Annotated in this window: 14 protein-coding genes and 1 tRNA gene; 6 read left to right on the plus strand and 9 right to left on the minus strand. The window is 64.4% G+C overall.

Annotated elements, in window-relative coordinates; all coding sequences use genetic code 11:
• Positions 1 to 15: 15 nt before the first annotated feature.
• On the plus strand, positions 16 to 1,575 hold the full coding sequence (locus BBTA_RS21645) for an oleate hydratase (protein ID WP_012044644.1): 1,560 nt from the start codon (positions 16 to 18) through the stop codon (positions 1,573 to 1,575).
• Positions 1,576 to 2,045: 470 nt separating this feature from the next.
• Here BBTA_RS21645 and BBTA_RS21650 read toward each other — a convergent pair whose 3' ends face one another.
• The 9 genes from BBTA_RS21650 to BBTA_RS21690 form a co-directional block, all read right to left on the minus strand.
• Positions 2,046 to 2,921: a class I SAM-dependent methyltransferase gene (locus BBTA_RS21650; RefSeq protein ID WP_012044645.1), complete on the minus strand. Its 876-nt coding sequence runs from the start codon at positions 2,919 to 2,921 to the stop codon at positions 2,046 to 2,048.
• A 431-nt stretch (positions 2,922 to 3,352) separates the two neighbouring features.
• Entirely contained in the window at positions 3,353 to 4,558 is a 1,206-nt protein-coding gene (locus tag BBTA_RS21655) for an acyltransferase (RefSeq protein ID WP_012044646.1), read from the minus strand.
• 409 nt (positions 4,559 to 4,967) lie between these two features.
• A tRNA-Pro gene (locus BBTA_RS21660) sits at positions 4,968 to 5,045 on the minus strand.
• Between the two features lie 97 nt (positions 5,046 to 5,142).
• Positions 5,143 to 5,706 (minus strand): MerR family transcriptional regulator, encoded by a 564-nt coding sequence (locus BBTA_RS21665; RefSeq protein ID WP_012044647.1) that lies wholly within the window; start codon positions 5,704 to 5,706, stop codon positions 5,143 to 5,145.
• Positions 5,707 to 5,810: 104 nt separating this feature from the next.
• On the minus strand, positions 5,811 to 6,170 hold the full coding sequence (locus tag BBTA_RS21670; RefSeq protein WP_012044648.1) for an integration host factor subunit alpha: 360 nt from the start codon (positions 6,168 to 6,170) through the stop codon (positions 5,811 to 5,813).
• A 132-nt stretch (positions 6,171 to 6,302) separates the two neighbouring features.
• On the minus strand, positions 6,303 to 7,277 hold the full coding sequence (locus tag BBTA_RS21675; RefSeq protein ID WP_012044649.1) for a beta-ketoacyl-ACP synthase III: 975 nt from the start codon (positions 7,275 to 7,277) through the stop codon (positions 6,303 to 6,305).
• Positions 7,274 to 8,335 (minus strand): phosphate acyltransferase PlsX, encoded by a 1,062-nt coding sequence (gene plsX, locus BBTA_RS21680; protein WP_012044650.1) that lies wholly within the window; start codon positions 8,333 to 8,335, stop codon positions 7,274 to 7,276. The genes BBTA_RS21675 and plsX overlap by 4 nt, the downstream gene beginning before the upstream one ends.
• Positions 8,336 to 8,695: 360 nt before the next feature.
• Positions 8,696 to 9,316, minus strand: coding sequence for a DUF177 domain-containing protein (locus BBTA_RS21685; RefSeq protein WP_012044651.1), 621 nt, complete (start codon positions 9,314 to 9,316; stop codon positions 8,696 to 8,698).
• Complete coding sequence (locus BBTA_RS21690) at positions 9,313 to 9,858, minus strand: ubiquinol-cytochrome C chaperone family protein (protein WP_012044652.1); 546 nt, start codon at positions 9,856 to 9,858, stop codon at positions 9,313 to 9,315. The genes BBTA_RS21685 and BBTA_RS21690 overlap by 4 nt, the downstream gene beginning before the upstream one ends.
• A gap of 117 nt (positions 9,859 to 9,975) precedes the next feature.
• Between BBTA_RS21690 and BBTA_RS21695 the strand changes: the two genes are divergently transcribed.
• From BBTA_RS21695 to BBTA_RS21715, 5 genes are all read left to right on the plus strand, one after another.
• On the plus strand, positions 9,976 to 10,449 hold the full coding sequence (locus BBTA_RS21695; protein WP_041750809.1) for an outer membrane protein assembly factor BamE: 474 nt from the start codon (positions 9,976 to 9,978) through the stop codon (positions 10,447 to 10,449).
• Between the two features lie 157 nt (positions 10,450 to 10,606).
• Positions 10,607 to 11,614 carry a tripartite tricarboxylate transporter substrate binding protein gene (locus tag BBTA_RS21700; RefSeq protein WP_012044654.1) on the plus strand — a complete coding sequence of 336 codons (1,008 nt, stop codon included), beginning with the start codon at positions 10,607 to 10,609 and terminating at the stop codon, positions 11,612 to 11,614.
• Between the two features lie 222 nt (positions 11,615 to 11,836).
• Positions 11,837 to 12,916, plus strand: coding sequence for a DUF2336 domain-containing protein (locus tag BBTA_RS21705; protein ID WP_012044655.1), 1,080 nt, complete (start codon positions 11,837 to 11,839; stop codon positions 12,914 to 12,916).
• A 308-nt stretch (positions 12,917 to 13,224) separates the two neighbouring features.
• Positions 13,225 to 13,953, plus strand: a complete 729-nt coding sequence (locus tag BBTA_RS21710) for a sensor histidine kinase (RefSeq protein ID WP_168167910.1) — start codon at positions 13,225 to 13,227, stop codon at positions 13,951 to 13,953.
• Positions 13,934 to 14,620, plus strand: coding sequence for a response regulator transcription factor (locus BBTA_RS21715; RefSeq protein WP_049795394.1), 687 nt, complete (start codon positions 13,934 to 13,936; stop codon positions 14,618 to 14,620). The genes BBTA_RS21710 and BBTA_RS21715 overlap by 20 nt, the downstream gene beginning before the upstream one ends.
• The last annotated feature ends 177 nt before the right edge of the window (positions 14,621 to 14,797 follow it).

Here is a 14,797-nt window from a genome sequence, read left to right on the forward strand (position 1 = left end):
ATCCGGGTAATGATCATGAAGGCCTATTTCATCGGCAGCGGCATCGGCGCATTGGCCGGCGCGGCATTCCTCATTCGTGACGGCGGCGTCGCCGGCCGCGATATCTCGATCTTCGAGAAGCACCTGCCCTATGGCGGCAGCCTCGACGGCGCACGTCTGCCCGACGGCTCCTATTCGCTGCGCGGCGGCCGCATGCTGACCACCGATCACTATGAGTGCACCTGGGGCCTGCTCTCGACCATCCCCGGCGCCAGCGACCCCGGAAGGAGCGTGCGCGACGAGACCATCGCCTTCAACAAGGCGCATGTCGCGCACTCGCAGGCGCGGCTGGTCGATCGCAACCGGCACAAGGTCGATGTCTCGACCATGGGCTTCTCGATGCAGGACCGGCTTGAGCTTGTCAGGCTGACCGAAGCGTCCGAGGAGAAGCTCGGCAATTCCCGCATCACCGACTGGCTGTCGCCAGCGTTCTTCACCACCAATTTCTGGTTCATGTGGCAGACGACGTTCGCGTTCCAGCCCTGGCATAGCGCCGTCGAGCTCAAGCGCTATCTGCATCGGTTCATGAACGAGTTTCCACGCATCGAAACGCTTGGGGGCGTCAAGCGCACCGCCTTCAACCAATATGATGCGATCGTGGTGCCGCTGATGAAATGGCTGGAGGGCCACGGCGTCAATTTCGTCGGCGGCGTCGATGTCACCGACATGGAGATCGCCAGCCAGGGCGGCAAGCATGTCGTGACGCGGCTGGTGCTCGATCGCGCCGGCCAGGCGGACACGATCGCGCTGTCGGCCGATGATCTCGTGTTCTTCCAGAACGGCTCGATGACCGATGCGACCAGCCTCGGCACCCAGGATGCGCCGCCGCCGCGGCTGACCAAGCAAGACAGCCAGGGCTGGGTGCTCTGGGAGAAGATCGCCAAGGGCCGTCCGGAGTTCGGCAATCCCGCGGCGTTCAACGCGTCGATCCCCGAATCCTGCTGGGAATCCTTCACGGTCACCTGCCGCAATCCGCGCTTCTTCGACGCGATGGAGGCGTTCAGCGGCAATGCCGCCGGCACCGGCGGGCTGGTCACCTTCACCGAGTCCAACTGGCTGATGTCGGTCGTGCTGTATCATCAGCCGCATTTCGCCGATCAGCCCCAAGACGTGCAGGTGTTCTGGGGCTATGGGCTGCATCCGGACCGCATCGGCAATTTCGTGCCCAAGGCCATGGCCGATTGCGGCGGCGCCGACATCCTCAAGGAGCTGTGCGGCCACCTCAACTTCGACCTCTCGGTGTTCGAGAACGCGACCTGCGTGCCCTGCCGCCTGCCCTACATCACCAGCATGTTCATGCCGCGCAACAAGAACGACCGTCCGCTGCCGGTGCCGGCGAACTCCAAGAACCTCGCTTTCATCAGCCAGTTCGTCGAGATCCCGGACGACGTCGTGTTCACGGTGGAATATTCAGTGCGCGCGGCCCAGATGGCGGTCTATCAGCTGCTCGGCATCGACAGGGCCGTGCCGCCGATCACGCGCCACGACAAATCGTTCCGCGTGCTGATCGAGACGGTGGAGAAGGCGTTCGCCTGAGCCGCGCTGACCGGCCCGCCCCGACAAACAAATGCGCCCGGATCATGATTGATCCGGGCGCATTCTGCGCTTCTCACGAGGCGCAGCGCGCCTCTGTGCATCATTGCGTGAATTGATCAGTAGCCAAGCAAGGCCAGACCGACCCAGCTCACGGCAAACAACGACGCCACCGAGCTCGCAGCAGCAACAACCGATAGCGAGACTTTCAAAGCCTTGAGGACCATACGCGCCTCCCGACAATACTGACACCGGGATCAACCCCGGCGACCGGTTAAAATTTCCTGAAACCGACTCAGCCTCGAGCCGAACATCAGGTTTGTGAGCGCGAGTGCACAAAGGTTCAATGTGGAGGATCGTCGCGTCCACGGATGTTGATCCGTCAACGACGATGCCTCGGACGCGGTTCCGCTATCAATGAGAGTTCCAATGCACAGCGACGTGACTAACAGGTCGCTGCCCCGGCGCATCCTTCAGGGATCGACGGCAGTCGCGATCCAGAACGAGGACGGCACGCTGACGCTCTGCCCCCTGACGTAGCGGGCGAGCGCCTTCCTCACGGCGACGATCGCCGCCTCGGTGGCATCGGGCGACTGTCCGGCGATGGCCCGGCCGGCGGGCCCAACCGCCAGCGCGGTCTGCACCGCGCTGTCGAGGCCGCCGCCGGCCGCCAGATCCAGGCCGACATCGCACCGCTCCAGCCGGATACGCCGCAGGCCGGCGTCGGTCAGCACCTTCTCAACCCATTCGGCGGATCCGAAGGCGAAGTCATCCGGCGCATGCGGCTGCAGCCCGGGCAGCTTCGGCACGTGGTCATAGGCCGCCTGCAGCGGCTCCAGCGCCCAGGGATTGTCGCGCAGCTCTCCCCAGCAGGCGAACGCGACCCGGCCCTCCGACCGCAGCGCATTGCGAATGTTGAGAATGGCGCGCACGGGGTCGGCGAAGTACATGACGCCGAGCCGCGACAGCACCAAATCGGCGCTCGCGGCCTTGAAGTGGTGCACCATCGCATCGCCCTGGACGAAGCTGACCGGCGCGTCGGCCGGCGCGAGCTCATGGGCACAGGTGAGCATCGCGGCGGAGACATCGAGTCCGAGCACCGTGCCGCCGGGGCCGGCCTGCTCGGCCGCAGCGATCAGGGTAGCGCCGCAGCCGCAGCCGATGTCGAGCACCCGCTCGCCCGGCTGGATTGCCGCCCGCTCCAACAGCGCCGCCTGCACCGGCGCCAGCATGGCATCGAGCTCCGCCCGCCGCGCCACCCAGCGCTCGCCCCCCGCGCCATTCCAGAAGGCGATCTGCTCGGCATTTTCGTAATGGCCAAAGGAGATGTCGGCGACAGCGGCGTCCATGGGGAGAATCTCAATATGACTGAAAAAAACAACCAGTGCGGCGCAGCTCATCACCCGCCCGCAGGCGCCGGATTTTAGGTGCCGCGGGCTGCGTTGAAAAGGTCCCGGCCTAGCGAGCCGCGTCGGCGCGCCCCCGCACCCGAGCTCGCTGACGGACGTTCCAGAGGCGCCGCCATTCGCCGCCAAAGCATGTCCATTCTGCCAGATCCGCGCGAGATCTGGCCGCGTTTCGGATCAGGCATGCCAGCCGGGAACACGGGAGATAACGTCCGGTATCCAAAGCCTGACTGCTGATCGGGCGTCTCGACGGACGCTGCGACGTGGAAGTCGCGTACTTGTTATCGGGTCGATTTCGTTCAACGGGGCAAGGCACGGCTGGCGACGCCGCCGATGCAGAGAGGGACGCTACAGCCGTACCCCTCCGCTTTCGGTCAGGGTGCAACAGGCGGTGGGTATTGAGACGACAGCCGTTCGAACGGAACTTTGTCGTCGGCCATCAGTTCGTCGACCCGCCGACCGAGTTTGCGCGACATGGAGACTGCGCTTCCATCCACCAACGGCGAAAGGAGCGTCGATAGCACCAAGCAGGTGAAGAACGTGACGAACAAACCAAAGGCCGCAGCCGGCGTGTAGCCGTAAGGCGCAAGAGCGACAATCAGCCAGGAGCCAAGGCTGCAGAGGATGGGAACGTGAATCAAATAGAGCGTGAAGCTGATGCGTCCGAGCATCTTGGCGGGCGACGATGCCAGCGGGCGTTGGGCAGCGCGCGAGGTCAACACTCCGATAAGCAGCAATGTGGCGCCGATCGAATGCCAATTCCGAGCATTGTCGAGGTTGAACTCTGGGAGCGGGTAAACAATCTGGAGCTTCGGGCCAAGCGTGGCGTCAGGAAACGTACACAGATAGAGCCCAATGATGCAAAGCGTGATCGGCGCACCGGGAAACCGATCGAGTTGGCGAACCTCAATTTCATATTCGCGAAGCAGAGCACCCACCGCGAAGAGCGGAAGATAATCGAACAGATAATATGCGATCAAACAGGCATACAACGTCATTCGCCAACGCCTGCTTGCTGCAACGGCGTTAATCAGGAGCACATAGAACGATCCGAGCAACTCGGGATGCATCGTCCAGAGATTTGGATTGTAGGCGTTAGATCCGCTGGAAAAGGTGCCTACGAGAGCCTCATAGACCATCGAGGGCCCGGAGGGCGCGAACTGGTACCACTGGCCGGCCCATTCGCCGAAGAGGCGGCCCGCCTCGGCATTTCGGAATAAACCAAATCGGAGCAGCAGATATGCGAATGAGGAGGTCATCAAAATCGGGATGGCGAGGCGGATATAACGACGCACCATCTGTGCGGGAAAGCTGAGCAACGTTCCCTGGCCGAAATCCGCCATGACATAGCCGCTGAGGAGAAAGAAGATGCAGACCGCGGAATTGCTGTTCGAGACATGCCCGATGATCTTGAGGAGCACTGCCGGCAACGCCGCGACGCCATCAGTCACATGATAGCTCGATATAGGCTGGCTGAACATTAGCCAGGAATGGCCGATCAAGACAGCCAAGGCGGCGACGCCGCGCAGGCCGTCTAGATAATCAACGCGTCCCGCGTCGCCGCGTTCGGTAGCCGCCATGAAAGCCCCCTGCCCAATCACGCAACGGGGGTAACAAATCGGGGCGGTATACCGCAACCAATGCGCTGCGATTGTTAACGCCTAAGGCAGGATATTTGAACCTGCATCTGAAATCGCACGCTGCTCCGAGAATGCCGCGGATCGCGGTGTCGATCAGGGAGATCGAAGTGCAACCGCTGCCGCTTCGGCGGCCGCGCGGCGACAATCAAGCTGAGCCCCCAGCAATAATCAGGATGAGAGAGCGCTGGCGGGTGGCACTGCTTTTGCGCGACCCGCGCGAGCGAATCCGGTGGTTGCTCCGGTGGAATGTGCAGAGATTGGGAGGTTTTCGCTGTGTTTCGTTCGCTTTTCCGCCCCTCGCGGCGAGAGGGCCGAAAAACAAAAAACCTTCTGGATCAAAAAGATTGAATGGTCGGAGCGGCGGGATTCGAACCCACGACCCCTAGTCCCCCAGACTAGTGCGCTAACCGGGCTGCGCCACGCTCCGATGGCCGTTCCTGTAGCCGTGATCGGGACGCGATGCAAGGCACGGCGGGCGGGTTTCGTGGGATGATCAGGCCCAGTGCGCGCACCCCCGAGCGTCCTCAGACGTCCTTCATCGCCCGGTCGAGCAGCGCGCGGCAGTCGACCAGTTCCTTGAGCACGCCTTCGAGCTTTTCGCGGTCCTCCGACCTGATCCCGGCCCGCTGCGGCGGCCCGACCCGGAACGTGTCGAGGATGTCGTCCTCGGTGTCGACGAAGCGGAAATCGATGCCTTCTTCGTCGGAGGCCTCCTCTTCCTCGTCCTCCGAGGTGACCTCGGCCTCCTCGATCGGCTCTTCCTCCATGAGGGCCTGGCCGAGCGTCTCCTCGAGCGCGCCGAACGAGACCGCCGCGGAGCTGTCGGCAAGCCCTTGCACCGACTTGACGCCGTGCTCCTTGAGGATCCGCTGTACGCCCTTGATGGTGTAGCCTTCGCCGTACAGCAGGCGGCGAATGCCCTTCAGCAGGTCGACGTCGTCCGGCCGGTAATAGCGCCGGCCGCCGCTCCGTTTCATCGGCTTGATCTGGGCGAACCGGGTTTCCCAGAAGCGCAGCACGTGCTGCGGGATGTCGAGCTCCTGGGCGACCTCGCTGATGGTCCGAAACGCGTCCGGCGCCTTGTCCAAATTCCCGTTCCCCGTGCTGACGAGATGAGGAGACTACGCTGAACGCATGCGGCGCGGCGGCCGCGCCCGGTTGCGGCAACGCAGCCCGGCCGCCGCCGCGCGCGCTACTCGGGCTCGGCGCTCAGCTGCTCGTGGCTGGCCTCGCCGTTCATCTTGCCGGAGCCCTGCTGGCCGTTGATGCGCTGCTTGAGGATTGCCGAAGGTTTGAACACCATGACACGGCGCGGCGAGATCGGCACTTCCGTGCCGGTCTTCGGGTTGCGCCCGATCCGCTGCCCCTTTTTGCGCACCATGAAGGAGCCGAACGACGACAGCTTCACCGTCTCGCCACGCTCGAGGCAGTCGGTGATCTCCTTCAAGACGAGCTCGACGAAGGCGGACGACTCCGTCCGCGACAGACCCACCTTCTGGTAGACTGCCTCGCAGAGATCAACGCGTGTGACTGTTTTTCCGGTTCCCGTCATCGCCTGCCCCAACTCTCGGCGAATAATTCGCTTCGGAAATTAAGAGGTTAAGCGGCGGTGGTCAACAGCAGCGTGAAGCTGCAGGCGCGCGATTCGCGCCTTTTCGCCACCGTCCACCGCTCTGACGTCCGGCTACCAGCGAACCAGCGCCGAGCCCCAGGTGAAACCGCCGCCCATCGCCTCCAGCAGCACCACATCGCCCTTTTTGATGCGGCCGTCCTTGACGGCAACGTCGAGCGCCAGCGGAATCGAGGCTGCGGAGGTATTGCCATGCCGGTCGACTGTCAGCACCACCTTCTCCGGCGCGATGTGCAGCTTGTGCGCCGAGGCGTCGATGATTCGCTTGTTGGCCTGGTGCGGCACGAACCAGTCGATGGTTTCCGCCGACAGTCCGGTCGCCTCGAAAGCGTCGACGATCACGTCGGTGATCATGCCGACCGCATGCTTGAACACCTCGCGGCCCTCCATCCGGAGATGACCGACCGTTTGCGTCGAGGACGGCCCGCCATCGACATAGAGCTTGGCCTTGTGGCGGCCGTCGGAGCGCAGATGGGTGGTCAGGACGCCGCGATCGGCTGAGGTGCCGTCCTGCCGCTGGGCGTCCAGCACCAGCGCGCCAGCACCGTCGCCGAACAGCACGCAGGTGGTGCGATCGTTCCAGTCGAGGATGCGCGAAAACGTCTCGGCACCGATCACCAGCGCCCGTTTGAACGAGCCGCTGCGGAGAAAATTGTCGGCCGTCGCCAGCGCATAGACGAAGCCCGAGCACACCGCCTGCAGGTCGAACGCCGCACCGTGATGGATGCCGAGCCCGTCCTGCACGGCCACCGCAGTCGCCGGAAAAGTGTTGTCCGGCGTCGAGGTGCCCAGCACGATCAGGTCAATCGATTGCGGATCGACATCGGCGGCGGCAAGCGCCGCGCGGGCGGCGTTGATCGCAAGATGCGAGGTGAACTCGCCCTCGGCGGCAACATGGCGCTCACGAATGCCGGTGCGCTGCACGATCCAGTCGTCGGATGTCTCGATGCGGCTTGCCAGCTCGGCATTGGTCACGACCCGCTGCGGGAGGTAGGAGCCACAGCCGAGCACGACCGAACGAATTGTCACGAGACAGCCTCCTGGGCGACGGGCGCGGGCGCCAGCGCGCCGCCGTCGCGATTGAGTGTTTGATTGATCTTGGTCAGGAGATCGAAGCGGGCCATCTCATAGCCAACATCAACGGCGCGCGCAAAGCCCTCGGCATCGGAGCCGCCGTGACTCTTGACCACGATGCCGTTCAGTCCCAGCACCACACTTCCATTATAGTTCTTCGGATCGATCTTCTCCCGCAGCACGCGGAAGGCACCGCGCGCCAGCAGATAGCCGATCTGCGCCAGCCAGCTCGCCTTGATGGCACTGCGCAGCAGATCCATCATCTGCCGCACCGCGCCTTCGGCGGCCTTGAGCGCAATATTGCCGCTGAACCCCTCGGTGACGATCACGTCGGCCTCGCCTTTGCCGATGCCGTCGCCCTCGACGAAGCCGATATAATCCAGTTGCGGCAGGTTCATGCTGCGCAGCATTTCACCGGCCTCGCGGATCTCCTGATGTCCCTTGATTTCCTCGACGCCGATATTGAGCAGGCCGACGGTCGGACGCGGCTTCTCGAACAGCACGCTGGCCAGCGCGCCGCCCATCGCCGCCAGCGCCACCAGATGGTGCGCATCGCCGCCGATGGTCGCGCCGAGATCGAGGACGACGCATTTGGCCCGCCGCGTCGGCCAGATGGCCGCCAGAGCGGGACGGTCGATCCCCTCGAGCATGCGCAGGCAGAACCGCGCCATCGCCACCAGCGCGCCGGTATTGCCGGCGGACACCGCGACATCGGCCTCGCCCTTCTTCACCGCCTCCAGCGCCAGCCACATCGACGAGGTCTTGCGGCCCCGCCGCAGCGCCTGGCTCGGCTTGTCCTCCATGCTGACGGCGACGTCCGTGTGGATCACACGCGACACGGCTTTCAGCCGCGGGTGCTGGTCGAGCTCCGGAACGATCTTGGCACTGTCGCCGAACAGCAGAAACTCCGCGTCGGGATGGCGGCTCAGCGCGATCGCGGCACCGGGAATCACGACGGCCGCGCCGACATCCCCGCCCATGGCGTCCAGCGCGATTCGAACCTTTTGAGGCATGACGTCCCGGAAACCTGATCTCGAACCTGATCTCGTCTTGGCCGTGTCGTCCACGGCCCTGTTTGGCGATCGCTCAGAAGCACTGCGCGGCCCATGGACGGGCCAGCGGCCGTCCGAGCCTTTTCGTCGCACCCCGACCCGGCGCGACAATAGCGTCTCTCCGTGTCGACACAACCTCCTGCCCCGCGCCCATTTACAACCGCCGCCACCATGCGGCTTCGGGAAAGAAGTAAATTATCCCTCTAAAACAATAACTTAATTGAATTTCAAGACTCCTGGTGCGAGGATCGAGCCCAGCGCGCGATCCGCAGAGTTTATCAATCCTCGCCGGACGTCCCAAACCTCGCTCGGCACGCCCTCCTAATCCGAGCCCGGTTTGAGCGCCTTCAGCGCCGCAAACGGATGATCCTTGGTGTCGAGGGCCTCGGTGGGTTGCTCGAAAACCGCTCCCGGCTTGCGCGGATAGGGATCGATCCCGAGAAACAGCGCGTCCGCGGCGAGCCGGCCGAGATCGATCTGGCCGCCCACGATCGGCTCCGGCGGATCCGCGGTCTCGACCTCGCTGTTGGGATCATCCTCGACAAGTTCGGCCAGTTCCGGAATCTGGTCCGGCGGGGCGAACATCTGGTCGATCGGCTCGTCGATCTCGGTCTCGATCGGGTCAAGGGTCACGACGCAGGTCTGCCCGATCCGGGCGCGCACGTGGCCCTCGACATGCACTTTCCCGTCGCGCTTCTGAACCACGTCGAACGAGGCCTGCGCCGAGATCACCTCGCGCAAATCCGCAGCCGCAGCCAGCGCAGCCCGGGCCGTGGGGTCAGCCTCGATCTCCCGATGCAGGCCGGCGTCCGGGATCTGCGCCACGATCACCGGAGCGGTGCGCCACGGACTTTTCAAGGCATCCTTCACCGGGTCCTTCGACCGGTCTTTCGCGGGGTCTCGCGCGGTCTCACCCGATGCGTCTCTGTCTCTGTTGCTCATATTTGCTCATCCTGCCGTAGCGGCGGCGGAAAGGTCCAGGCCGCCCGGAACAAGGCTGCGTCGTCCAGGGCGGCCAGGGTCGCCATGACCCGGCTTGCATAGGATGCCAGCCCTGCCGCACCATTCGGATGCTCGCCATTCAAGATATTCTTCTGCAGCGCGTCCGCCAGCCGCGCCTCGCTCTCCGACCAGGCGAGATCATAGGCCGCCGTGCGGCCATAGAACGCCTCGCCGAACTTCTGCATGCGCTTCGGCACGGTGAGATCGCCGACTCCCATCTCGCGCAGATTGTCGTCCATGTCATCGCAGAAGCGGTCGAACAGGGCCTGGGACAGTTCCGTCCCAACCCCACGCAGCCGGCGCAGCACCAGCCAGAGGTGGAAAATCAGCAGATCAAACCGCCCGTCGACCGTGTCAGGGACATTTAAGTGCCTATAAAACAACGGTTCTCGGGTTTGTGCCACGATCATGCCATAGATCGGCTCGATGGTCCCGCGCGGGGACGGTCGGGTTTTCCTGAGATGGTTGAATGGCCAGAGCATGATGGTTCCGCGCCTGAGTTTCCCTGACCCGGTTCGGGGGCATGTTGCAATCCGCAAGTTTGCCCGGTACGTCAACGCCCTGCCCGACGCAAGGGGACGGGATCCGATCTCAAGAAGATGACCCAGACAATGCGAACGACTGCCCGCACGCTCACCCGCGGCCTGAGCACCCGTCTGCGCACCTTTGGTGCGATCGCGCTGACCTGCCTGGCGCTCGGCGCCTGTACGGGCGAGCAGTTCCAGAAGGGCTACATCATGCCGCCCGGCGCCCTCGAGCAGATTCCGATCGGGGCGAGCCAGGACCAGGTCCTGATCGTGATGGGCACGCCGTCGACGGTCGCGACGCTGGACGGCGAGGTGTTCTACTACATCTCGCAGCGCGCCGAGCGTCCGGTCGCCTTCATGAACCAGAAGGTGGTCGATCAGCGCGTCGTCGCGGTCTATTTCGACAAGAACCGCCAGGTCCGCCGACTCGCCAATTACGGCATGAAGGACGGCAAGATCTTCGACTTCGTCAGCCGCACCACGCCGACCTCCGGGCAGGAGCTCAGCTATCTGACGCCGCTGTTCAAGCTGCTCAGCTTCAACTGATCCAGACCTGATCGCCGCCGCCCGGAATATGATGTTCCGGTTCACGGCAAGTCGCCGCGGACTGCGCTGATTGGCGCAGCTCGGCTGCGATCCAGCTGCTTGCTCTGGCGCCGCAACCTTCCCTACCCTGCTGCAAAACAAAAGCAGGGAGGAATCAGTGGCTCACCGCATCGCGCTGTCGCGCCGCAAGCTGTTGTCCGGGGCCGCCGCGCTGGCGACCGCCGCCATCTTGCCGCGGAGCAGTCTGGCCGACTGGCGCCCGAGCGAGACCGTCAGGCTGATCGTGCCCGCCGCGCCGGGCGGCAGCACCGACGTGATGGGTCGGCTGCTCGCGGCGCACCTGCAGACGGCCTGGGGGCAATCGGCCGTGGTCGAGAACCGCTCCGGCGGCGGCGGCACGATCGGCACGGCCGAGGTCGCCCGCAGCACCAAGGGCGACGGCACCACGGTGCTGATCGGCAATCCCGGCCCGAACGCGATCGCCTATTCGATCTTCCGCAATCTCGCCTACAGGCCGGATCAGCTGCAGGCGGTCTCCAACATGATCCGCATCCCCAACATCGTCTCGGCACATCCCTCGACCGGCCTGAAATCCATCCCGGAACTGATCACCTATCTCAAGGCTAATCCGGACAAGCTCAATTACGGCTCTTCCGGCGTCGGCCAGAGCCCGCATCTGACCGGTGCCTGGTTTCTGCAGCTCACAGGATTGAAGATGACCCACATCCCGTTCCGCGGCGCCGGCCCTGCGCTGCAGGCCGCGCTTGCCGGCGACATCCAGATCCTGTTCGACAATCTGTTTCCGTCGCTGCCGCAGATTCAGGACGGCAAGCTCATCGGCCTGTGCGTGACCACGCCCGAGCGCAGCGCCAACGCGCCTGACATGCCGACCATGCGCGAGACCGCGCCGGAACTCGCCAAGTTCGACGTGTCGTCCTGGTTCGGGGTGTTCCTGCCCAAGGCCTGCCCGCCGGAGATCGTCCATGCGCTCAACCTGCAGGTCAAAGCGATGCTGGAGCGCGAGGACATCCGCAACAGAATTGCCGGCATGGGCGCCCGGGCCGACTACGGGACGCCGCAGCAATTCGCCGACTTCGTCCAGGCGGAGACCACGAAATTTGCGTCGATCATCCAGAAGGAAGGCCTGCAGATGGATGTGCAGTGACCGTGCCGTTCGGACCGGACGCCCCCTCCTCCACAGGCGTCCCAAAATGGGATCCGAGGTGTAACGGCACCTTAAGCGAGGGGATGCGATAGATGGCAGCCGCGTGTCTTTGATCTGGTTGCAAGATACCATCTACGGATGCCGGGCCGACAAGCTCCAAGGGCGGCCCGATCACCGTCCGAGGGGCAGGCACCGGCGCTGTCCATCGCATGAGTTCGTGCCTTGCCCAACAACGTCCTCCACCAGCTCGAAGACATCCTCGCCAGCCGCTACGTGTCCCGACGCGCCGACATCCTCGCGCGCGTGACCGATCTGTTCGTCGTCGGCTCGGGCAAGTTCAACGAGGAGCACGTCGATCTGTTCGACCACGTGCTGTTTAAGCTGCTCGACAATGTCGCGGTCGCGGCACGGGCCGAACTCGGCAGCCGGCTCGCCGTGCTGCCCGACGCGCCGCCGCGCCTCATCAAGCTGCTTGCCAATGACGAGACGATCGCCGTCGCCGGTCCGGTGTTGCGCGCGAGCGACCGGCTCGACGAGCAGACGCTGGTCGCCACCGCGCAAACCCGCGGCCAGGAGCACCTGCTGGCGATCTCCGGCCGCAAGATCCTGACCGAAGCCGTCACCGACGTCCTGGTCGATCGCGGCGATCAGGCGGTGGTCGCGAACACCGCCAATAATGGCGGCGCGCGATTCTCCGATCACGGCTTCTCCGGCCTCGTGACAAAGGCGTCCGACGATCCTGCGCTGGCGATGAAGCTCTGGAGCAGGCCAGACAGTCCGCGCGAGGTGCTGGTCCGGCTGTTCGTCGAAGCCTCCGATGCCGTGCGCAACCAGCTCGCGACCGACGCGACGCGGGCCGAGATCGTCGAGCTCGCGGTGGCGCAAGCGTCCGATCAGCTCCAGGCCAATGCGCGTGCACACTCGGTCGATTTTGCCAATGCCAAGGCCTATGTCGAGCTGCTGCATGCCTCGGGGCAACTCCACGAGGCCCAGCTGCACGGCTTCGCCAAGGAAGGCAGCTTCGACAAGGTCACCTTGGCGCTATCGCTGATGTGCAAGCTGCCGCTCGACATCGTCGAGCGCGCCTTCGCACGCAAGCAACCGGACCAGCTGCTGGTGTTGGCCAAGGCGCTCGATCTGTCCTGGGTGACGACGACGACGCTGCTGTTCATGCAGGCCCATGTCAGCGGCAGCTCGCGCCCGCAGCTCGACCAGCATCTGGCGAGCTTCTCGCAGCTGCAGCCGCGCGCCGCACAGAGCACCTTGCAGAGCTATCGCACGAAACAGCGCGCGGCCGAGTAGCCGGAAAAGCCGCGCGCCGCGATCGGCTCCCCTGTCAGTTGCGCCGGCTCGCCGCGTCGGCCACACATCACGGTTGCAGCGATGCTGCTTGATCTGCGGCTCAGCCGCAAAGACCAGCATGGTCTCTCTGCAACGCAGATAATTTGTTTCAATGTGAGTTGAAGCACCGACAACAATGGTAGTTGCCTGCGTCGGCACTGCCGAGAAGCGCGTGACATGTTGTCCGGTTGATTCGCGCATTGACGGCGATATTTTTTTACAGCAACCTATGAGTGTATTGACCGAGTATTTCAAGCTGGCGACCGATGATGCTCACCGGACGGACCAAGGCGATCGCGAGCGAGTTCGCGCCACCGGCGCATTCAGAGCCAGATGTTATTGAGATCGCCGATCGCGAACGGCGTCGCCTCGGACGTGAGCTGCACGACGGACTATGTCAGTCGCTGGCCGGTATCGCGGCGTTGACGGCAGCCTTGTCGCGCGACCTCGCGGCCAATGTCGGTCCCGGCCCGGCCGCGTCTGCCTCCGAAATCCTGCGGCTGCTGAACGAGGCGATCAGTGAAGCGCGCGATCTCGCACGCGGTCTTACGCCGGTCGCCGTCAGAGGCCGCAGCCTGGTCGATGCGCTTGGCGCTCTGGCACGCAATGTGAGCCGCGCGCACGGCACGCATTGCGTGTTGATCGACGACGGCCGATGTCCCAGCCTCCGCGGCGAGACAACAACGCACCTCGTCCGCATCGCTCAGGAAGCGGTGCGCAACGCGATCAGCCACGGCAAAGCCGACGAGATCGAGATCCGCCTGGACTGCCGCTGCAGCATGGCCGTGTTGAGCATCTGCGACCGGGGCGTCGGCCTTCCCGAAGATTTCAGAGATCGCGCCGGCCTCGGTTTGCATACGATGGAATACCGCGCCGACGCGATCGGCGGCGCGCTGAAGGTGGCTCCGCACCCCGTGCGCGGCGTGGTGGTCACCTGCGCGTTTCCGCTGCCGGCCCCTGCCGGGCATCGGGGGGCCGATGCCCAAATGCCCAACTGACGCGACCGGTGACGGTCGCAAGACGCTCCTCATCGTCGACGATCATCCGGTGCTGCGGCGAGGCCTCACCGCCCTCATCGAGTCCGAGCCCGGCCTCGTCGTCAACGGCTCGGTCGGCTCGCGCACCGCCGCATTCGCGGCCATCGAGGCCAGCCGCCCCGATCTCGTGATCGTCGATCTCATGCTCGACCGCGACGACGGTCTCGATCTCATCAAGGAGATCAAGACGCGTCACCCCGGCACGCGATCTCTCGTGCTGTCATTCTATGACGAAGCCGCCTATGCGGAGCGTGCGCTGGCCGCTGGCGCGCTCGGCTACGTCACCAAGCAGCAAATGGAGACAACCCTGCTGACGGCGATCCGTCGTGTGCTCAGCGGCGAGATCTACATGAGCGAGGCGCTGCAGCGGCGGCTTGCGGAGCGCTATGTCAGTGGCCATACGCTGGAGGCAACCTCCACCATGCGTGCGCTCAGCGACCGCGAATTGCAGGTCTTCCAGCTCGTCGGAGAAGGCCGCACGACGCGTCAGATCGCCGCCATGCTTGGCCGCAGCATCAAGACCATCGAATCCCATGTCGAGCACATCAAGAACAAGCTCGGCATCGAGAGCGCCGCCGAGCTGGCGCAGCGTGCGACGCAATGGGTCGAGACCGCGCGGAGAGGCTGACACTGTCGGCGCTGGCGCGCAGCCAATGCAACGCCCGGACATCATCGTAGCTGCGTCCCTGTCCGCTGCGCGGTCGCGGCCGGCACTCATCGCAACATCAACAATAAGCAAATGATCGGGCTCGATAGGGCCATTCGAACCGCCCTGCGAAGGGACGCGATCATACCCTCACGAAGC

The sequence above is a fragment of the Bradyrhizobium sp. BTAi1 genome (genome assembly GCF_000015165.1).
Taxonomy (GTDB): domain Bacteria; phylum Pseudomonadota; class Alphaproteobacteria; order Rhizobiales; family Xanthobacteraceae; genus Bradyrhizobium; species Bradyrhizobium denitrificans.

Bases quoted from the DNA above. Each gene is read 5' to 3' on its own strand.
- BBTA_RS21695 (WP_041750809.1), top strand. From the start codon at position 9,976: ATGACCCAGACAATGCGAACGACTGCCCGCACGCTCACCCGCGGCCTG.
- BBTA_RS21670 (WP_012044648.1), bottom strand. From the start codon at position 6,170: ATGACGGGAACCGGAAAAACAGTCACACGCGTTGATCTCTGCGAGGCA.
- BBTA_RS21715 (WP_049795394.1), top strand. From the start codon at position 13,934: ATGCCCAAATGCCCAACTGACGCGACCGGTGACGGTCGCAAGACGCTC.
- BBTA_RS21645 (WP_012044644.1), top strand. From the start codon at position 16: ATGAAGGCCTATTTCATCGGCAGCGGCATCGGCGCATTGGCCGGCGCG.
- BBTA_RS21685 (WP_012044651.1), bottom strand. From the start codon at position 9,316: ATGAGCAACAGAGACAGAGACGCATCGGGTGAGACCGCGCGAGACCCC.
- BBTA_RS21690 (WP_012044652.1), bottom strand. From the start codon at position 9,858: ATGCTCTGGCCATTCAACCATCTCAGGAAAACCCGACCGTCCCCGCGC.
- BBTA_RS21710 (WP_168167910.1), top strand. From the start codon at position 13,225: ATGCTCACCGGACGGACCAAGGCGATCGCGAGCGAGTTCGCGCCACCG.
- BBTA_RS21655 (WP_012044646.1), bottom strand. From the start codon at position 4,558: ATGGCGGCTACCGAACGCGGCGACGCGGGACGCGTTGATTATCTAGAC.
- BBTA_RS21650 (WP_012044645.1), bottom strand. From the start codon at position 2,921: ATGGACGCCGCTGTCGCCGACATCTCCTTTGGCCATTACGAAAATGCC.
- plsX (WP_012044650.1), bottom strand. From the start codon at position 8,335: ATGCCTCAAAAGGTTCGAATCGCGCTGGACGCCATGGGCGGGGATGTC.